At 59.8% G+C, this 20,629-nt stretch carries 13 protein-coding genes; 4 read left to right on the top strand and 9 right to left on the bottom strand.

What is annotated here, in order from left to right; translation table 11 throughout:
- Positions 1–32 precede the first annotated feature (32 nt).
- The 3 genes from HX786_RS17130 to HX786_RS17120 are packed head-to-tail and all read right to left on the bottom strand — an operon-like array spanning position 33 to position 2,491.
- Complete coding sequence (locus tag HX786_RS17130) at positions 33–584, bottom strand: GNAT family N-acetyltransferase (RefSeq protein ID WP_087694381.1); 552 nt, start codon at positions 582–584, stop codon at positions 33–35.
- Positions 585–588: 4 nt separating this feature from the next.
- Positions 589–1,050, bottom strand: coding sequence for an LEA type 2 family protein (locus HX786_RS17125; RefSeq protein WP_003214086.1), 462 nt, complete (start codon positions 1,048–1,050; stop codon positions 589–591).
- Positions 1,051–1,063: 13 nt separating this feature from the next.
- The gene (locus HX786_RS17120) at positions 1,064–2,491 is read right to left on the bottom strand and encodes a nucleobase:cation symporter-2 family protein (RefSeq protein WP_008431217.1); all 1,428 of its coding nucleotides are present in this window, start codon (positions 2,489–2,491) and stop codon (positions 1,064–1,066) included.
- Between the two features lie 235 nt (positions 2,492–2,726).
- Between HX786_RS17120 and HX786_RS17115 the strand changes: the two genes are divergently transcribed.
- A complete protein-coding gene (locus tag HX786_RS17115; RefSeq protein ID WP_178903679.1) occupies positions 2,727–4,352 on the top strand; it encodes a methyl-accepting chemotaxis protein in 1,626 nt (541 codons plus the stop codon).
- Between the two features lie 150 nt (positions 4,353–4,502).
- Here HX786_RS17115 and HX786_RS17110 read toward each other — a convergent pair whose 3' ends face one another.
- The 5 genes from HX786_RS17110 to HX786_RS17090 form a co-directional block, all read right to left on the bottom strand.
- Entirely contained in the window at positions 4,503–5,480 is a 978-nt protein-coding gene (locus HX786_RS17110) for a D-glycerate dehydrogenase (protein WP_178912372.1), read from the bottom strand.
- Complete coding sequence (locus HX786_RS17105; protein ID WP_003214078.1) at positions 5,480–6,775, bottom strand: MFS transporter; 1,296 nt, start codon at positions 6,773–6,775, stop codon at positions 5,480–5,482. Before HX786_RS17105 ends, HX786_RS17110 begins: the two co-directional genes overlap by 1 nt.
- A 55-nt stretch (positions 6,776–6,830) precedes the next feature.
- Complete coding sequence (locus HX786_RS17100; RefSeq protein ID WP_087694383.1) at positions 6,831–7,775, bottom strand: sugar kinase; 945 nt, start codon at positions 7,773–7,775, stop codon at positions 6,831–6,833.
- Positions 7,768–8,550 (bottom strand): sugar phosphate isomerase/epimerase, encoded by a 783-nt coding sequence (locus HX786_RS17095; RefSeq protein WP_178912371.1) that lies wholly within the window; start codon positions 8,548–8,550, stop codon positions 7,768–7,770. The genes HX786_RS17100 and HX786_RS17095 overlap by 8 nt, the downstream gene beginning before the upstream one ends.
- 88 nt (positions 8,551–8,638) lie before the next feature.
- On the bottom strand, positions 8,639–9,697 hold the full coding sequence (locus tag HX786_RS17090) for a LacI family DNA-binding transcriptional regulator (RefSeq protein WP_003214073.1): 1,059 nt from the start codon (positions 9,695–9,697) through the stop codon (positions 8,639–8,641).
- Positions 9,698–9,973: 276 nt separating this feature from the next.
- Here HX786_RS17090 and HX786_RS17085 point away from each other — a divergent pair, with 276 nt between their 5' ends.
- The 3 genes from HX786_RS17085 to HX786_RS17075 all read left to right on the top strand — a co-directional run bounded on the left by HX786_RS17085 (position 9,974) and on the right by HX786_RS17075 (position 16,643).
- Positions 9,974–11,965, top strand: coding sequence for a hypothetical protein (locus HX786_RS17085; RefSeq protein WP_178912370.1), 1,992 nt, complete (start codon positions 9,974–9,976; stop codon positions 11,963–11,965).
- A gap of 144 nt (positions 11,966–12,109) precedes the next feature.
- Positions 12,110–14,143 carry a hypothetical protein gene (locus HX786_RS17080; RefSeq protein ID WP_087694387.1) on the top strand — a complete coding sequence of 678 codons (2,034 nt, stop codon included), beginning with the start codon at positions 12,110–12,112 and terminating at the stop codon, positions 14,141–14,143.
- A gap of 232 nt (positions 14,144–14,375) precedes the next feature.
- A complete protein-coding gene (locus HX786_RS17075) occupies positions 14,376–16,643 on the top strand; it encodes an autotransporter outer membrane beta-barrel domain-containing protein (RefSeq protein ID WP_178912369.1) in 2,268 nt (755 codons plus the stop codon).
- An 89-nt stretch (positions 16,644–16,732) separates the two neighbouring features.
- Here the strand turns inward: HX786_RS17075 and HX786_RS17070 are convergent, their stop codons facing one another.
- The gene (locus HX786_RS17070; protein ID WP_178912368.1) at positions 16,733–20,581 is read right to left on the bottom strand and encodes an Ig-like domain-containing protein; all 3,849 of its coding nucleotides are present in this window, start codon (positions 20,579–20,581) and stop codon (positions 16,733–16,735) included.
- Positions 20,582–20,629: the final 48 nt, after the last annotated feature.

The raw sequence follows: 20,629 nt of genomic DNA, 5'->3' as shown, positions 1-20,629 counted from the left end.
CCCAAATAACGGATATACACCCAAAACCCACCTCAGCCCCGCCGACTCCCCAGCCATTCCTCCCGGGTAATCTCCCAGATATCCTTGGGCAAACTCCCAGCGACAAACTGCCCCTCATCGGTCCTGACCAACCGCATCCCCGTCCGCTCGGAAATCCTGCGAGACGCCACGTTCGGCGCCGCCTTGGGCACGCGCATCACGGGCCGCTCCAGCACCTCAAACCAATACTCAGTCACCGCCGCACTGGCCTCGGCCATCAACCCCTGGCCCTGCCACTGCGGCGCCAGCCAAAAGCCGCGGTTGTTGTCCACCTCATCCATCAGGCTGACATTACCAATCAACACCCCAGGCGCGCTTTTCAGGCGGATCGACCAATGCCACTCCTCACCCCGAGCCATCGCCGGCAATGCAACCTGCTCCAGATAGCTGCGCGCACCGTCCGCCGGGTACGGCCAGGGCACCAGGGCATTCAGGTAACGCACCACTTCCCAGTGCGGAAATTGCTGCTGGACACCCTCGGCATCCTCCAGCGTCAACGGCCGCAGGATCAGCCGTTCGGTATACAGCGTAGGTTGCGCATCCATGTCGTTACCAAGTGGCAGTGTTGGGAAAGTCCAGGGTCCCGCGATCCACAAAACGCATGGTGCCGAACAGGCCACCCGCGAGTTTCCCGCGCAACACGTACGGCAGGTTATTCAAACTCTGGGTCTGGCTCAAGCCAAGGGTCTGGCGCAACACGGAAAACGCCGAAACGCTCACCGGCACCGTCAGCACCGTCTCCGAAAAGCGTGGGATCGAGCCACCCTGGTCACTCACCCCGGACGCCAGCGGCCGGCCATTGACCTCCAGGTCCAGGGCCACGCCGCTGTAGTCGATGGCGGTTTCATTGGGGTTCTGTATGCGCAGTTTCACCGCGAACCGCACTTCCAGGTCCTGGCTCTGCAGCGGCTCGATGCCCACCACGTTGATGTTCACCGGGTCGCGATTGGGAAACAGCGCGCACGCGCTCAGGGTGAGTAGCAGCAGTGACAAAACCATGAGCTTGCGCATAAAACGGGTTCTCCTATTTCGTGACGTCCGGGTCCTGCATCACTTTGAGGGTGGAGGCTTCCGGATCAAATTCATCTTCTTCCAGTTCTATGAACTCCTCAGGCAGGAAGATGTTCAGCACGATAGCGCAGAACGCCCCCACGGTGATCGGCGACTCGAAGATGTTGTGCAGTGCCTTGGGCAGCTCGCGCAGTACTTCCGGCACTGCCGCCACACCCAGGCCCATGCCCAGGGAGATCGCCACGATCAGCACATTGCGCCGGTGCAGCCCGGCTTCGGCGAGGATCTTGATCCCGGCCACGGCCACGGTGCCGAACATGATCAACGTGGCGCCACCGAGTACCGGCTTGGGCATCAGTTGCAACACCGCGCCGATCATCGGGAACAGCCCCAGCAGCACCAGCAGCCCGGCAATGAAGTACGCCACATAACGGCTGGCCACGCCGGTCAACTGGATCACCCCGTTGTTCTGGGCGAAGGTCACCATCGGCAAGCTGTTGAAGGTGGCCGCCATCACCGAGTTGAGGCCGTCGGCCAGCAGGCCGGACTTGATGCGCTTGATGTACAGCGGGCCCTTGACCGGCTGTTGCGAGATCATCGAGTTGGCGGTCAGGTCACCGGCGGCTTCCAGGGGCGAAATCAGGAAGATCACCGCCACCGGGATAAACGCCACCCAGTCGAACGAAAAACCGTACTTGAACGGCACCGGTACGCTGATCAGCGGCAACTGGGGCAGGGCGCCCAGGTCGACGCGGCCCATCCACCAGGCCACCACAAAACCCAGGGTCAGGCCGATCACGATCGAACCCAGGCGCAGGAACGGGTTGTTGAAGCGGTTGAGCACCACGATGGTCAGCAGCACCAGGGCCGCCAGGCCCATGTTGCCGGCGGCGCCCAGGTCGCTGGCGCCATAACCGCCGGCCATGTCGGTGACGGCCACCTTGATCAGCGACAAACCCATCAAGGTAATGATGGTGCCGGTGACCACCGGGGTGATCAGCTTGCGCAGCTTGCCGATGAACTGGCTGAGCACCACTTCGATAAACGCCGCGAAAAAGCAGATGCCGAAGATCGTCGACAGGATCTCATCGGTGCCGCCGCCCCGGGCCTTGACCATGAAGCCGGCACTGAGGATCACGCTGATAAACGAAAAACTGGTGCCTTGCAGGCACAGCAGGCCCGAACCCACCGGGCCGAACTTGCGGGCCTGCACAAAGGTGCCGAGCCCGGACACAAACAACGCCATGCTGACCAGGTACGGCACTTCGCTTTCCAGGCCCAGCACGCCGCCGACGATCAGCGTCGGGGTGATGATCCCGACAAAGCTGGCCAGCACGTGCTGCAGGGCGGCAAATATCGCCGCGCTGAAGTGCGGACGGTCGTCGAGGCCGTAGATCAGGTCGGATTTATAACGGGGGCGAGGGGTTTGAGTGTCAGACAAAATACGGGCCCGGGTAGGAAAAAGGAGGCGCAGGATGCCAGAAAGTGCCAGTTGTCAGAAGTGTGAAAAAATATTTCGAAACATCCCCCATTAAATCCTCAAGCCGGCCGATACCGTTTATAGGCCCACATACCTATTACAACAGTGGCGCCAGCCGGTCAGAGCGGCGCGTTGACGCCCACTGACCGTGTCGCGGCAGGGATGCTCGCAGCCACTACTTCTAAGAGCGCCCCCTATGTCCCTTCGTAACCTGAATATCGCACCTCGAGCTTTTCTCGGTTTCGCCTTCATCGCGTTGCTTGTCGTTATTCTTGGGGTGTTTGCGGCGAACCGCATGACCCTGATTCGTCAGGCATCGGTCGACATGGGCTCCAACCAACTGCCCAGCGTCGGGTATCTGGCGACCATGACCGAAAACGTCCTGCGCCTGCGGATTCTCTCTTTTCGTGTGCTGGTAAACCGTGAGCCGGCGGCTCTGGATGAGGCTCAAACCCGCATGGGTGTGCTGGTGGACAAGGTCAAGACGGCACAGGCCGCTTATGCAGGCATGCCAGCCGGGAACGAAGAGGCGGCGCTTTACAAAACGTTCTCCCTCACGCTCGACAATTATCTGAAGGCCCAGGCCGAGATGGTTGCCCTTTCACAGCAGAACAAGGTCGAAGAGATGCGTGCCTTGATCAATAGCCGTATCAAGGATGGCACAGACCAGATGGGCGAGCAGTTGAATAAACTGATCGCCATCAACGCTGCTGACGCGAAGCAGGCCGACACCGAGGCCGGGCAAAGTTATCAGGATGCAATCACTGGCATCATCGCAGTCTCCGTGATTGCTGCGTTGATGACCGTACTGCTGGCCTGGCTGCTGACGCGCAGTATCGTGACGCCCTTGCGCAAAGCGCTGGAGGTTGCTGAAACCATCGCCGGCGGCAACCTGAGCAAACCCATCGAAGTCGACGGCAAGGACGAACCGGCCCGCCTGATCGGCGCCTTGGCCGCGATGCAGAACAACCTGCGCCAGACCATCCAGCACATCGCCGGCTCAGCCACGCAGTTGGCCTCCGCCGCTGAAGAGCTCAGCGCCGTCACCGAAGAAGCCTCCAAGGGCCTGCAACAGCAAAACAACGAAATCGACCAGGCCGCCACCGCGGTCAACGAAATGACGGCCGCTGTGGAAGAAGTGGCGCGCAACGCGGTGTCCACCTCCGAGGCGTCCAGCCAGTCCAACCAGGCTGCGCGGGAAGGGCGCGACCGAGTGGTGGAAACCGTCGGCGCGATCCAGACCATGACCCAGGACGTGCAAAACACCTCGGTGCTGATCGAAGGCCTGGCCACCCAGGGCCGTGACATTGGCAAGGTACTGGATGTGATTCGCGCGATTGCCGAGCAGACCAACCTTCTGGCACTCAACGCGGCGATTGAAGCGGCGCGTGCCGGTGAAGCCGGGCGTGGTTTTGCGGTGGTGGCGGACGAAGTGCGGGCCCTGGCCCATCGCACGGCGCAGTCGACCCAGGAAATCGAGAAAATGGTCGCCGGCATCCAGAGCGGTACGGGTGAAGCGGTGCAGTCCATGCAGCAGAGCAACCAGCGCACCCAAAGCACCCTGGAAATGGCGCGGGCTGCCGGTGTCGCCCTGGAGCAGATCACCCAGTCCATCAGCCTGATCAACGAGCGCAACCTGGTGATCGCCAGTGCCTCGGAAGAACAGGCTCAGGTGTCCCGCGAAGTGGATCGCAACCTGGTGAACATCCGCGACCTGGCGACGCAGTCGGCGGCGGGCGCCAACCAGACCAGCGCGGCCAGCCATGAGCTGTCGCGCCTGGCGGTGGATTTGAACGGGATGGTGGCCAGATTCGTCATCTGATCTGAAATGCGATCAAAAAAATGTGGGAGCGGGCTTGCTCGCGAAAGCGGTGTGTCAGTTGATGCATTCGGTGGCTGACACACCGCCTTCGCGAGCAAGTCGAATCGTCGCACCGCCGCTCCCACATTGGCTTCTGTGGTGCTTCAGGAATCAGTGTTTCCAGGCCGCCGGATTCACCAGGTTCTTCGGCTTCTCACCCGCCAGCGCCGCCAGCAGATTGTCCACCGCACACTTGGCCATCGCCTCCCGCGTTTCATGAGTCGCTGAACCGATATGCGGCGTCGCCACCACATTGTTCAAACGCAACAACGGCGAGTCATGCTGCAGTGGCTCGCGCACAAACACATCCAGTCCCGCCGCGCGTATCGTGCGTTGTTGCAACGCCTCAATCAGCGCCGGCTCGTCCACCACCTTGCCCCGGGAGATGTTGATAAAGATCGTCTCCGGGCCCATCAACGCGAACTCTTCAGCACCGATCAAACCTTCGGTTTCAGCCGTCAGCGGCAAGGTCAGGCACACAAAATCGGCCTCCTGGAGCAGGTCCGGCAGGCTGCGGTATTGCGCGTCAAACCGCGCCTCCACTGCAGGTTTTGGCGAGTGACTGTGGTAGATCACCGGCATGCCAAACCCGAAGTGTCCACGCTGGGCCAATGCTTCACCAATCCGGCCCATGCCGATAATGCCTAGGGTCTTGCCATGCACGTCGCTGCCGAAATGCAGCGGGCCGATGTTCTGGTTCCAGTTGCCGGCACGCACCATATTGGCCAGCTCCACCACTCGCCGGGCGGTCGCCAGGATCAGGGCGAAGCCGGTATCGGCGGTGGTTTCGGTCAGTACGTCGGGGGTATTGCTGAGCAGGATGCCGCGCTCGGTCAGGTAGTCGATATCGTAGTTGTCGACACCAACCGACACGCTGGCCACCGCCTCAAGGTTTGGCGCCAGATCCAGCAGTTTGGCATCCAGGCGCAGGCTGGCACCGAGCAAGCCCTGAGCGGTCGGCAAGGCTTCACGCAGTTTGGCCAGGCCGCTTTCATCCAGCGATTCAATAAGCGTGACCTCGGCCTGTTCATGCAGGCGGGCCATCAGCGGTGCTGAGAGTTTCTTGTAGAGCACGACAGACTTTTTCATCAGGTCTTTACCTTCAATTCAAGGGATTGCAGCGGGGCGCGTTCGCGGTCGCTGGCGCCGGGCTTGAGAAAGATCGTCAACACCACCGACACCAGCAGCGCACCGCTCATCAGCAAGTACGAGGCGCCGGGCGATCCGGTGCTGCTGTTGAGGTAGCCCACCAGGTACGAACCGCCGAACGAACCGAGGGCGCCCATGCTGTTGATCAGCGCCATGGCGCCGCCGGCGACGTTGGCCGGAAGGATCTCGGGGACGATTGCGAAAAACGGCCCGTAAGGCGCGTACATACAGGCCCCGGCGATCACCAGCAGGGTGTACGACCACCAGAAGTGTTCGGCGCCGAGCACGTAGGACGCATAAAACGCGATGGAGGCGATCAGCAACGGTGGCCACACAAAACGTTTACGTTTTTGCAGTTTGTCCGAGCCCCAGGACACCGCCAGCATGCCGATCACCGCCGCCAGGTACGGCAGCGCCGAGAGCCAGCCGGCCTCGACCATGTCCATTTTCAGGCCGGCCTTGAGGATCGACGGCAGCCACAGCACGAAGCCATACACGCCAATGCTCCAGCAGAAAAACTGCAGCGCCAGGATGATCACCTTGGGTGAGCGAAAGGCCTCGGCGTAGTTCTTTACCGCCTTGATGCCCACTTGTTCTTCGGCGAGGGCGGTTTCCAGGTCTTTTTTATGCTGGGCGCTCAGCCATTTGGCGTCTGCGGGTTTTTCATCCGCCAGCTTCCACCAGATAAACGCCCACAGCACCGCCGGCAAACCTTCGATGATAAACATCCAGCGCCAGCTGAAATGCTGTACCAGGTAGCCCGAGACCACCGACATCCACATCATGGTCACCGGGTTGCCGAGGATCAGGAAGGTGTTGGCTCGCGAGCGTTCCGCACGGGTGAACCAGTGACACAGGTACACCAGCATCGCCGGCATCACGGCGGCTTCGACCACCCCGAGCATGAAGCGGATCACGATCAGCATGTAGGCGTTGGACACCATGCCGGTCAGGGTGGCCAGGCCGCCCCACAGGATCAGGCTGACGAAAATCAGCTTCTTCACGCTGCGTTTCTGCGCGTAGATCGCACCGGGCACCTGGAAGAAAAAGTAGCCGAGGAAGAACAGCGCGCCGAGCAATGACGACATGCCCGGGGTGATCATCAGGTCTTCGGCCATCCCGGAGGCGGCGGCAAAGCCGTAGTTGGCGCGGTCCAGGTACGCCAGGCTGTAGGTGATAAACACGATGGGCATGATGTACCACCAACGGCGGGTGGCGAGTTTCAACGGTTCCATAAGGTTGCTCCTGAGCTTGTTGTAGTTGTGGCAACAGGTAACTCGGTGATGCTGATTAACCGGCTTTCTGGGTGTGGGGCAGATCGGTCCTGAACGGCAAGCCTTCCATGTCGCCACGGCTCTGCACCGCGCGGCTGCCGATCCAGTTGCCGCGCTGCACGGCTTCGCTGAAGCTCAGGTTTTCCAGGAGCGCGCTGATCATGCCCACGGCAAACCCATCGCCGGCGCCGACCGTGTCGACCACCTTGGCCACTGGCACGGCGGCGACAAACCCCTGGTCCAGCTGGGTGCGGTAATACGCGCCGTGGGGCCCGAGCTTGATGGCCACGGCTTCCACGCCCTGGTCGAGGTAAAACGCGGCGATGTCGGCCGGGTCTTCAAAACCGGTGAGCAAGCGGCCTTCGCTCAAGCCCGGCAACACCCAGTCCGCCAGGCAGGCGAGGGCGTTGATTTCGCTGATCATGCGTTGCTCGTTCGCCCACAGGGACGGGCGCAGGTTCGGGTCGAAGGACACGCTGCGCCCGGCCTCGCGCATTTGTGTCATCAACTGGCGCGACAGGTCGCGGGTGGCGTCCGACAGCGCCGGCGGAATGCCGGTGGCGTGCAGGTGCCGGGCTTGCAACAGCTCAGGCTTGATCGCCTCGACCGACAGATGGCTGGCGGCCGAGCCACGGCGGAAGTACTCCACCTGCGGATCATCGCCGGCTTCCTCGCGGGACTTGAGTTGAAAGCCCGTGGGGTGCAGCGGGTCCACCGCCACATGGGTGCAGTCCAGGCCTTCGTTCTGCAAGGTGTCCACCACGAAGCGCCCGAGGGAATCGGCACCCACGCGGCTCAGCCATGCGACGTTGAAGCCCAGGCGTGACAGGCCGATGGCGACGTTGCTGTCGGCGCCGGCAATACGCTTGTGAAACTGGGCAACCTGGGCCAGGTCGCCGGTCTGTTCGGCGACAAACATCGCCATGGTTTCACCAAACGACAGGATATCGATCTCAGACATGTGCGTTCTCCACGCGGGGCTGGCCGAGGACGGCGAGGGTGGCGACCTGCTGGGCGGTGACCTGCACCAGGTCATTGCCTTGCAGCGGAAATTCCACGGCCCGGGTAATACCTTGAGTCATGTGCTTGAGCAGTTGTTCCCACAGATGCAGGTCGGCGGCGCCCGGCGGCAGGGCCACCAGCTTGCCGTCGGCGCGGCGGGCCACCGCCTTGCAGTGCAGGTAATCCACGTGGCGGCCCAGCAGGCGTGCAGCGGTGGTCGCCGACTGGTCCTGCCATTGCCAGTTACCGATATCGAAGGTCATTTTCACCGGCACCGCCAACCGCTCGATTTCGTTGAAAAAGCGCTGCATCGGCTCGATGCGCCCGCCGTGCAGGGTCTGGTCGTTTTCCACCAGCAGCTTGACCGGATGCCGGTTGAGCAGGGCGCTCAAGCTGTCGAGGTCGTTGGTGTCGGTGAAATAGCCCAGGGAGACTTTCAGCCAGCGGGCGCCGAATGCCTGGGCGCGGTCGAGGGTGGCGGCCAGTTCGGCATTGGGCTGCGAGCGACCGGCCACCCAGAGTTCCAGGGGCGATGAGAACACGCACTCCAGGCCTTGATCGGCTGCAGCTTGCGCCAGCTCATGGGGTTGTTCGGTGGTCAGCAGCTCTTCGCGCCATTCGATGCGTTGCGCGCCGGCGGCAGCCAGCACCTCGACGAAACTCAACTGGCCTTGCTGGCGGACCAGGTCGGCGCCGTAACTGGAAAGGCTGATGGAGACGGGGTATTTATGCATTGTTGTGTACCTCTGAAACCGGTTTCATTTTTATTCGCAAAATAAACGTGTGGGAGCTGGCGTGCCTGCGATGGCGGCGGTCAGCCGCCTACTGCTTCGCCGGAGAAACCGTTATCGCAGGCAAGCCAGCTCCCACAAGGGATTGGGTCGAGCCCCGGATAATCAGTTGTGGCAAGAAGTCCAGGGTGCGTGGGGGCTGGCTATCGCCGCGCAAACGCTTGAGTAAACAGTCAAACGCACTGGCGCCGATGGCCTCGGTGGGCTGGGCGAGGGCGGTGATGCCGTTGCCCACCAGCGGGTACCAGTCGAGGTCATCCAGGGCGATCAGGCCCACGTCATCAAACAGGTCGCAGCCTAGATTTTTCAATGCACGGGTACACGCCAGTGCCGCGATTCCGTTGGCGCAGAACAACGCCTTGGGGCCGGATTTGCCTAGAAACTTTTGCAGACGCTGTTCCAGTTCGCCGTCCAACTCCAGTACGGCGCCGGTCAACGTCGGACGGTTGGTCATCTCCGCCTTGAAACTGTCCAGGCGCTCAAGCCGCGAGCTGGTGCCGTCGGTGGCTTCAGTCACCAACAGCAGGTCGCGATAGCCTTGCTGTTCCAGATGCTCCACGGCCATGCGCACCGCCACCGGGTTGTCCAGCCCTACCAGGTCGCTGTGCAGCGGTTCGACCTTGCGGTCCACCAGCACCAGGGGCATTTCCCGTTGCAGTTCCAGCAATTGGTCCAGGTGATGGCCGAGGGTATTCACGATCAGCCCTTCGATATTGTAGGCACGCAGGGCCGCCAGGTGCTGGCGCTCCTGCTCGTCATCGCGGTCGGTGTTGCACACCACCAGGCTGTAGCCGTGCTGGCGGCAGGCGGTTTCCACGCCATGCATCACGGCAATCGAATAGGGGTTGCGGATATCGGCTACCAGCATGCCGATCAGGCGGGTGCGCCCGCGTTTCAGGCCGCGGGCCATCTGGTTGGGGCGATAGCCCAGCTCATCGATGGCCTGCTCGATGCGCAGGGCGATGGCATCGGAGAGCAGGGCACGGTCGTCGCCGATAAAGCGCGACACGCTGGCCTTGGATACACCGGCGCGCTCGGCGACGTCCAGCATGGTCACTCGGCTGCGTTGGGCGGCGGAAAAAGTAGTCACGGCGGCGGCCTTTCTTATTGGATTTATCTGGGTTCCAAGGCGAAACCAATTGCTGAAACCGGTTTCAGGAAACACCAAGTAGGAAATTTCGTCAAGCGCTGCTCAGTAACCGCCCTGGCAGCAAGGCCGAGCAAAAAGCGACGAATGGAGGGGGCTACCTGTTAATTCTGACAGTATCCGGCCGGAGGAATCGGGCGCTTAATTCTCTCAACGCCACTTGGTATACACACGCCGCCTGCCGGCAGGCCACTGTCCACCGTGTTGAGGATTAAACCCATGTCTGACGTCTCTGAATCCACTTACCTGATCAAACCCTTGGGCGCGGACGACGGGGGCACTGTGTTGCTGGACCCGATGGACATACCCGGCGTCGACAGTGGTGACCCCCGGGGCGTGATCCCGCGCTCGCGCCTGCAGGGCCCGCTGCAGGTCAACATTCCGATGTGGAACCCGCGACCCGAGCCGCTGCTGGATGAGCCGCACATCGTGCGCCTCCGCTGGGTGTGGGCGGGTGTCGATGAGGAGGTTGATTCGCGGCAGGTGTTTGGCCCGCCACCCCCTTTGCCAGCGGTGATCTCACTGGAGGTGCCCCTGTCACGATTGACTGACGAGGGCTCCGGCACCGCGCAACTCTACTACACGGTTCAGGACTCCTTTGGCGGCGTCAGTGTGCTGAATCCCAGGAGAACACTCACCATCGATCTGGACTCGCCTGAGTTACTGAACCCTCTGGATACTGTGGATTTTGTAGTTGCCCCGACCCCGAACGTCGATGAGCAATACCTGCTCGATAACGTGCCGGTGGCGTTCAATATTCCGTTCTACACCGTGCGCGCGGACAGGGACCGGATTGAATTCTACCTGTCCAACCGGGATAACCCGCCGCTAAGCGCGGCGGACGCCGAGTACGTGATCGCGTTAGCCTCAGACCCGCTGGTTGCTTACGTGGACCCCGATATTTTTCGCAGGTTGAACAACGGTGACGCCTATATTTTCTATCGCATTTTTGACGAGGCAGGCAATTTCAGCAGCCAGAGTGCCGGACTGCTGTTTCAGCTGGCACTGACGCCGTTGCCGAGCAACTTGCCGCGTCCGCAAATTCGGCCACCGGCATACGACGACAGCCTGATCAAGCGCGATGATGCACGTCGTGGCGTGTTCATGCGCATTGACCCCGCCTACGACGATTGGGCGCCGGGGGACCAGGTAATCGCCTACTGGAATGCCCGTCCGACAGTCCCGCAGCCAGTACTGAGCTTCCCTTGTGATGTGGAAATTCCATGGCTGACCCTCAGGGGGCCTGCGCCTGTACTGGTTCCCGAAGCGGCGGTGGTGCGCTACGAAATCATTCGCGGAGCCCTGCCTCCATTTCGTTCCTTATCGGAACGGTTCAATGTCGACCTGACGATTGCCGGCCAGGACCATCCCAATGCGCCCGCATTGCTTAACCCGACCCTGGCCAGCGTCACGGTGATAGGGCGCGGCTCCAAGACTCCCAATCAGCTCAATCATCTGGATCGTGGGCTGGCTGCCCAGGCATATGTTCCTTTGTTTGCAGATCCGGTTGCGGGTCAATTGCTCAGTCTGTTCTGGAACGGTGTTGGCCCGGTGGCCAGCCATCCCGTGCAGTTGGGGGAGGTAGGAGGGCAGTTGGTGTGGTTTACCGATATTCCCTGGAATCTGATCGAGGGGACGGTCAATCCACGTCTGCCGGTCCATTACCTCACCAGTAATGGGGTCAACGAACAACAGTCGCCGCCAACTTTTGTGAATGTCGATGTGACGGCGCTGATTGATTTTACTCCTCCGCAAGTTCAGCACACCCTCACTAGCGAGTATGTGACCTGTTGTTCTTCGCCTTCGCCTTTATATGGCGTGCATTGGTTGATTCCGGGCAATATCGGCCTGCAACTTAACGACGAGGTGCGTTTTCACTGGCAAGGCTATGCGCGTAATAACTGGGTTGATCCTATTGCTGGCACTGAATACGAAGAAACCATCCAGGTGCTGCAACCCCATATTGATAACGGTATTAAAGTTGTGGTGGAACCGTTCGACCGGACCCTGGAGCCTATGCGCGAATACGGTTCAGCTGTCGCCAGTTTCGAAGTGTGGCGCAACCTGGGCAAGGTGGGTGACTCCCGGCCAGACGTCAAGGGGAGCGGACATATCCGTGTCGACCTGACCTTTCCAACGGGTGGGTTTTGTAAACCCGGGGATGTCATTAGTTGCACCAGTGATGGAAAGGCAACGTTGGTCAAAGATTAAAGGACTGGATGTATTTGTTGTTGTGCAGGGAATAGTCGGCGTGTGATAGGCGTGCAAGCGCTTTGTCTCGCGACGCGAACGGCTACGTCAATGGTAGGGAAGTGTGGGTGAGATGTAATTCGTCTTAATATCTGGAGACACGTAATGAAAAAGGACACGCTCGACTTTATCCGTAACTATGCAAAGAATCGAAGTGCCAATACGAGTGATGACGCCTTGGCTGATGGTATTCTTGAAGGTGAGGTGCCTGGCTACCCTGGATTGCTTTCACGGGAGTACAACCTGCGTGAGAATTTGAATTTCTCTATTCCACTATGGCCTGACGCCGATACCCATCCGTTTTTTGACGATCAAGTCAGTGTTTGGTGGAAAAATTTCGATGACACCGAGTGGGGCGAGCCCATTTATAGGTTCACCGTTGCTGCCCCAGGGCCTGAGACAGTGGTGAACATTGCTCAAGGTCGGCGGCCCGCGGGGCGGTACCAAATCAAGTACGGAATTTACGTACGTGGCGTTGACAACCATTCCGAATCAGATCCGCAGACCATTGTCGTTGACCTGACACCACCGTATGCCATTTCCCCCGATGCACCGCCGGCGCCGATTCCGCCTGCCGACCTGCCGACACCTGCCGACCGCGACTACTTTGAAAGCAAGCCCAATGAGTCTGCAGTGTTTACGATCCCGGATTATGTGGCGCATGGTCGGGCAGACGGCGATTGGGCGTATCTTTACTATAATGGCTCCGATACGCCCTATGCACCCAACCCGCCCGATCCTTCGCCACGCTGGAATCTGCCTGCGGACCTGAGCTTTCCATTGCCATTATCCGTGGTTGACGCCAATCCGGATGGCCTGCGCAATTTGCGGTATGAGTTGTTCGACGCGGCAGGGAATTGGGCGCGGCTTTCGACTGCCTACGAGATGGACGTGGGCCTGTTTCCAGCGCCCGAGAACCTGCTGGCCCCCCTGGTTGACCGAACCTCTCCCCCCGGCGATGTATTGATTGATCGGGCGGACGTTGCGCTGGACGGCGGCATGATCGTGCGTATTCCTGAATATACGAACTTTCTGCGCGGCGTCGATGGAGATGAATTCCTCGTCACATTGAGGACAAGCATCACCACCGTTAACTTGGAGGCCCAGCCACTGGGCAACAGCCGTTTCCCGGCGGAGGTTTACGTTCCGTACAGGGTGCTGGAAATCCTGTATGGGGCCACTCGAGGGCTATTGCCGTTGACGGTTTCCTATGTGGTGCGGCGGCGGTCTGTCAACAACCCGGCGACACCGACCACCACCGTCAACCTGGACCTGTTTGTTGTCGGCCCCACTCCCATTGGCCCGGACCCGATCAACGATGACCTGCTGCCCGTAGTCGTGAACGGGGTGGACGCAACCGGTACCGAGGGCCCCGACGACGAACTGGAGCGCGACCACGCCAACCGGCCTGCAATTGCTCGGGTAACGTTATGGAGTACGGCACCCACACCGGATGCCAGCGACTTTACGATCCGCCTTTACTATTCGGGCGAACTCGTTGCTACCCAACCGGTGACCGGCGCCTCGGCTGGCCAGGTGATTCCGCTCTCAATCCCGTGGAGCTTCATTGAGCGTCATGGCAATGGCCGCAAGACGGTGTTCTACACCATTGCCCAAGGGGCCAGCACCAACCGCCAGTTTTCCCCTGACACGACGGTGACGGTGAATGCCAACTTCAAAGAGCTTGCCCCGCCGGTGGTACGACATCTGTCGGACGGAGGGGCGATCAACTGCGCTACGTTCAGGCCTGAAAATCCTCCCGGAAACGTTGTGGTGTTTATCCCGCCTTCGGAGCACTTTGAACTGAGGATGGTGGTTACGCTGCACTGGCAAGGCTACAGCGACAATGCAGGAATGGTAGCGGTCCCGGCAGCAGTGGGTCGTGTGGACTCCATACCGCTCACGCAAGCCATGATCAATTCTGGGTTCGAGTTGCTCCTGGGGCCCTATGAGACCATCTACAAACCCATCCAGCCCAACTCGGGTGCAAGGCTGGCCGGCTCCGCGCGGATCTGGTACACCATCAACCTACCTGAAGGACCATTACCTTCCGATGAAGCGCATCCTCTTGTTCGCGGGGTTCGGATAGGTGGAACGAATGGCTTTTTCTGCGACGGTACTGCCGTCCCGCTTCCTTGATACTTGTTTGAGCCCTAATGCCAAAGAGGAGCCTTGCTCCTCTTTGGCATTTTTGCCGTTGGGTCGACTACAAACTGCATTCACTTTCAGCACAGCACCTTGGGATTAGTCCTACAGATGTTGGGAACAGCTCTGGGTACCTTGGGCGCCGCTTGATTGGCAGGGTCCACACGCTTTTCGGAACCGGCCAGTTTTTTTCCGTAAAGGAACGCCAACCCAGAGGTCCGTAAAGATGTCAGCTCCATTCAATTTCAAACCAACTCCCTTAAGCCTTGCCTTCAAGGCCAAGGCCGTCACACTGCTGATGCTCATGGCGCAGCTGTCCGAAGCGCGTGTCGTGACCGGCCCGGATGAAACGGTGGGGCCTGGCCCGCGCCCTGACACTTTTGAATTGCGTGCAGGTTCCCGCCTGACGGTTCATGGAGTGCCCACCCTGCAAATCACTGCCAATTCCGCAACCCTGATTGTCAATGCCGGCAGCAGCACCCGGGACATTGCCGCAATCAACTCCGACATCCGCATCGATGGTTCGGACGTCATTGCGCGGGATTCGGGAAGGGCCGGGGTTCATGTCACGGGCAGCAACGTGCTGATCACCAACAGCAACGTTACCCACAACAACGGAACCGGGCTGGCAGCGGCCCGTTCCCTGGGCGCCACCAATGGTTCCAGCGTCACGGTCCTCAACAGTCACATCACCGGCAGCACCCGCGGTGCCTCGGCCAGTGCCCACAGTGTGCTGGACCTGACCGATTCGCGTGTCGAGGCGACCGCAGATGATGGCGTGGGTATCGAACTGTTCAATGGCCAGGCCCGTGCGTTCAATACCAGCATCGTTGGTGGAGACATTGGCGTGAAGATGGGCGTGGATAACGACCCGACTTTGGCCAGCAGCCTGATCCTCGACCGCTCGAGCGTCGAGGGCAAGACCGGTTCGGCGATTCAGGTCGGCTCGTTCAGGCCCGGGGAATCCACCCTTGCTGATATTCATGTACTCAATGGCTCCACGCTGACCGGCGCAAACGGTGTGCTGCTGGAAGTCATGAACGGCGCCACCGCCAACATGAACGTCGACCGCAGCTTCCTGGTCGGTGACGTGGTGGTCGAAGACGGCAGCACCGCCAGGTTGCAGCTCAACAATGGCTCCTGGCTCACCGGCAAACTGCAGAACGTCGCCGAGTTGAGCGTCAATTCAGCGTCCCACTGGATGCTGGTGGATGACAGTTCAGTCGGCGACCTGATCATGGGCGGCGGCACCGTGCACTTTGGCGGCGCCGATGAGTTCTTCCAGTTGGACGTCAACAGCCTGTCGGGTGACGGCAGCTATGTGATGCACACCGACTTCAGCACCGGCCAGACCGACTTGCTCAACGTCAACGGGGTTGCCACGGGCAACCACAGCCTGCTGTTGGCGGCGACCGGCTCCGAGTTGGCGAGTGCCTTGCCGATTCGCGTGGTGCACACCGAAGGTGGCGATGCGCACTTCTCGCTGGACGGCGACACCGTGGATGTGGGCGCCTATTCCTACGGGCTGAAGAAGGAAGACACCGACTGGTACCTCGACCCTAACCGTCGTGGCACCAGCAACAGCACCAAAACCGTGATGGCGTTGTTCAACACGGCCCCCACCGTGCTGTACGGCGAGATGTCCCTGCTGCGTACCCGCATGGGTGAACTGCGCTTCAGCGACGGCCAGAGCAACGGGTTCTGGATGCGTGGCTACGGCAACAAATACGAGGTAGCCGGGAACAAAGACGGTGGTGGCTACACGCAAAACCAGCGTGGCCTGAGCCTGGGAGCCGATGCGCCATTGTCGGGCGGAGATGGCCAGTGGATGGCCGGTGTCATGGCGGGTCACAGCACGTCCGACATCAGCGCCAACACTTCCGGCAGCGGCAAGGTCAACAGCTACTACCTGGGGGGTTATGCCACCTGGATCGACGACGAGAGCGGGCTGTACTTCGACGGCGTGGTCAAGCTCAACCGCTTGCACAACGAGGTCAACGTGACCATGAGCGACGGCAAGCGTGCCAAGGGCAACTACACGCAGAATGCCGTGAGCGCATCGGCGGAAGTCGGCCGGCATATCAAGCTCGACGATGGTTACTTTGTAGAACCGTACTCGCAACTGAGCACAGCGATTATCCAGGCGCAAAGTTACGAGCTGGACAATGGCCTGCAGGCCAAGGGTGATCGCAGCGCCTCCGTGGTGGGCAAGCTCGGCGTGACAGGTGGCAAGAATATCCAGCTGGAGAGCGGCGGGGTGCTGCAGCCCTACCTGCGTACAGCGTTGGCCCATGAGTTCAACCACAGCAACAAGGTCAAGGTGAACGACCAGCGCTTCAACAACGATGTGTTCGGTTCGCGTATCGAAGTGGCAGCGGGCGTGGCGATGTCGGTGTCGAAGAACGTCAAGCTGCACGCTGATATTGAACATGCCCAAGGCAAGAAGGTGGATCAGCCGTGGGGGGTTAATGTGGGAGTGCGTTACGATTTCTAGGAAACAGGGGTAAAGAAAAAAGGAAGCCGAGGCTTCCTTTTTTTGTGGGTGGGTTTTTGGGAGTTGAATAAATCTGTCCCGGTTATTTGCTAAAACGGAGTGATGCACCATGCCGGCCAATTCGGCAGTCCGTTAATGGAATAAATTGGTGTTCCGCTGTTTGACGCCTGAACAAAGTAATACCACCTGCCGCTAGCATCGAAATAACACAATCCGTACGGAATTGAGCGAGCCGGAGGGGTGTAGCGTGTTTGCAGTAGCGTCCAACTGGAAACTATGCTGCCTCCAATTGATCTCATCCAATTTATTTGAGCTTGTGGAGATTGCTGTGTTTCGTTAATGCGTAGTTGAAAAATATTGGAAACAACCACTGCATACGCTCGCGAGACGTTGTTCCTGTCTCTCACAGTAATAGTCGCTTGACCGTTACGGAGGCCGGTTACTTTGCCTGTGTTGGCGTCCACAAAAGCAACATTAGGGTTGCTGGAAGCGTAGCTATAGTTACTCACGCCGCCGCTTGCTGTGCGGGTTGCTGTATTGCCTGGCCAGTCCAGCCCGGTTGCTGGCCAGTTAGTGACCACCTTAATACCATTCAAATTAAGCTGGCTTTGATCGATCCTCAGTGAAGAGATAATGCTGTAACTTGCAATGGGGAAGGTAATGGCGGCTGACTCAACACTACTGCCATCAAAAGCCACTTTGCAGGTTACGGTAATGGTGCTGTTGTTGGGTAGCCCATCCAGCCATGAGCGCAGCACAGGCTTATTCACCAAGCCGGTAGATACTTCTCCCGCCTGCAGGCTGTAGTTTGTCAGCACGTTCAAAGGCGCGCTACCGGACCTGGAGAGTTGTACCCAAACCTTCTGCCCTGCAACAGCCAACGGCCATGGTGCAACGCTGAGCGTGGCATTACCGCTGAAATTGTTCAGGTTCAGAACGCCGCCATTGGCAATCCCGTTAATAGACGGCCGAGGCAGGGCCGACGACGGAACGCGGTTAACGCTCAGCTTCTGGGGCTCTGACGGGACAATATTCGTCCCTATCGTCGCCATATAACGGAGCTCGATCAATTTGCCCGCGCTGTTGGCGAGGATGTCCCGGCTGATCTGAAAGTCGACGCGCTTATTGGTGTTACCGTTCTGCGCCGGGATGGTCGCCATGGTGCCGTTCGGGTAAATCCACTCGAGGGCGATGCGGTGGGCCGCGGTCATTTCGTTATAGGCCACCGCCACATAGGCGTTGTTCTGCCAGTCCTGTGGGTCGATGGTCAAGGTGGCGCCCTGCAGATTGGCAAAGGCCGGGCGCGGCAATGTGGCGGGGATCGACTGGATAATATGCTCGCGTACACCAAACAATACTGCGGTGTTTTTATCAGTGCTTTCGGCCAGGCTGACCCAGAAGCGAATGGTCAGGTGCGACTCGTTCCTGAGGCCTTGCAGCTCCGCCAACGGTATGGGTTGCGAGACACCCAGGGTGGCGCTTTCTCCAACAGGGGCGGCGATAAAAGTGTCCAGGTTGAACGTACTGCCGTCGGTGTTGGTACCCGTGTATTGCAGCCACATGAACTGCTCTTCAAAGGCCAAAGGCCAGGCCGCCACACGGGTGCGGGCTTGAGCGACGAGCTCGTTCGTCGGCAGGATCACGCTGTTGCCGACCCCGTCGATGGTTGGTGTGGGTAAGCCACTCAACGGCAGCAAGTCCAGGTTCAGAGTATCCGACTCATGGAGAAACCCGCTGCGGGTAAAACTGTATTGCACACTGATGCGGTTACGCTCGTTGCGAATGCCCTTGGCAATGGTACGAGCCTCTATCGGCACACCCACTTCATTGGTGTCGGGGTTGCCCCAACCCGTTTCGACGGTGCTGCCCAGCAGATCGGCCGTCACCCATTTCACTGAAAACGATTCGCTCTCGCGCATGCGCCGGTATTTCACCAGCACCGTTGCACCCGATTGAGCTGCCAGCGGGTCAAGCCGGTCAGGGTACTGCTCGGCTTCCACGACTTCAGGCGCATCCAGTTCCACGCCACGGCCCACGGTCAGGAGGGTTGTAAACGAGCGCAAGGTGAGTTTCGGCAGCGGGGTTTCGCGTTCCAGGCTGTAGGTGATGCGCAGTTGGCCATCGAAGTTGTTATCCAGCACCGCGCGGCTCACCGGCAGTACCAGTGGCTGGCCCTGTGTCGCACCGTTGATCGTCACCGAACCGCTGGCGGAACCGCCTGTACCCGTGCCCACAATGTTCCATTGGATATGGTCGCGGCTCCTGGTTGCCGTATAGGGTAGCGTCAGCAGCACGCTGTCGCCCACTACGTCAACCGGGTCAACGTTGTCGTCAATCGCCCCCTGCAGGGTGGGGGCAGGCATGGTTTCGAGGCGTTCGTCGATGCGTACTGTCAGCACCCGGGATTTGCGTTCAATCAGCGCACCGTAGGCATGCAACTGGCTGTCTGCGCCGTCATCGACCAGGTAATACACCGCGACATCACCGAGCCCCTTGAACTGTTGCAGTATTTCGCTTGGAACCCGGCGCGTGCCACCCTGGTCCCCGGCCAGTTGCGGGTCGGAATAGCGCATTCCACCGCCCCCTGGAACGATCTGCTCGATGACCAGGGTTTCCATCGAATCGTAGGCGTGGGGCTGGTAGGACGGGATGCTGATAAACGCATCATCGTCCGGGTTGATCAGGCCCAACTCGCTCGGGGTCACGGTCACTGCCGGCATCGAGGTCGGTGTACCCACCACCGTCACGGTGACACTGCCAGACTGCCCGAGGTGGCCACCGGTGGCCGTGTGCCAGACGAATGAAGCCCTGAACGAGCCGCCGATGACGCGCTCGATCAAATCGCGGTCCACCGGGAAGATCTCTTCCCGACCGTTCCTGACTTCGACAGGATCAAGCACCAGTTCTTCGATCGTGCCGTCCGCCAGTGTGGCCGTCAGGGTAATCGTGACCTGGTTAGGGGGCAGCGGGGCCGGTGTCACCCGTGGGGTCTGCAACAGGATTTCGAACAGTGAATTACTTTGCGTGTCGTAATCGATTTGCCGGCTTTCCGCGTCATCCACCAGGAAAAACGGCGCGCTCATCAAGCTGGGATCCAGTTCGGCGACCAGTCCATACGGCTTGGAGTACTGGTATTTTTCCCCTGAGTAATTCTGAACCACATCGAACACCCTGAAGCGCAGGGTGAGTGCGCCGTTGAGGCCGCCCTTGAGAATATTTTCCTTGCTGATAAATACCCTGATCGGCTGGATACCGGCGGCCTCGGCGGCCGTGACCAGGTGCCTGATCTCAACTCCGTCCCAATAGAACTCAATGGTGTCGTTCTTGCGCACGTTCGGATAGGGCGCAATCACGGCGTATAACCCGCGACTGATCGTCTCCATGTTGATCGTGCTGCTTTCGGGCAAGCCGTCGACACTCAGGCTCAGTTTACTGTGCCATTTGTCGTCACCATTGTTCTCTATCCCGCCGGGACGGGTGGTCTTGATCAATATGCTTTGCGGCGGCGAGGTGCTTTCCTGGCCACTGCCTGCGCGCAGTACCCGCGCGCGCACTTGCACTTCACCTTCAGGCATGCGTTCGGCGATGACGTACATGCCATAACGATCCTGGTCCAACTCGACGACACCAGACGCCTGAAGATCGTTATTGAGGTACAACTCAAAGGCGTCGAAGATGGCCCAGGTGTGCCATTTTTCCAGGACGAAATACGCATAGGGCTGAACATGCCGAATGCCCAGGCCATAGGCGTAAGGTTCATCGGGATACTGGTCAAGCGAGACCGGCGGGAACGCCGAATAGGGCGGGGCCAGGTCTTCAGCCGTGATCACCGGCAGGAGCGCGGGCTCAAGGAGGGCCAGGGGGCTGTCGGAAACAGGTACACCTGGGTCTTCAATGACCGAGGCATTGTCATCGGGGTCGATCGGTTGGTTGGGCATGCTGACCACTCCTTGCTGGAAGTCACGCACAGCGCTGGCTGTGCATAT

Source organism: Pseudomonas sp. 21615526 (genome assembly GCF_013386245.1).
Taxonomy (GTDB): Bacteria; Pseudomonadota; Gammaproteobacteria; order Pseudomonadales; family Pseudomonadaceae; genus Aquipseudomonas.
The sequence above is the reverse complement of the archived record's forward strand: the minus strand, read 5'-3'. Positions and strand labels throughout refer to the sequence as shown.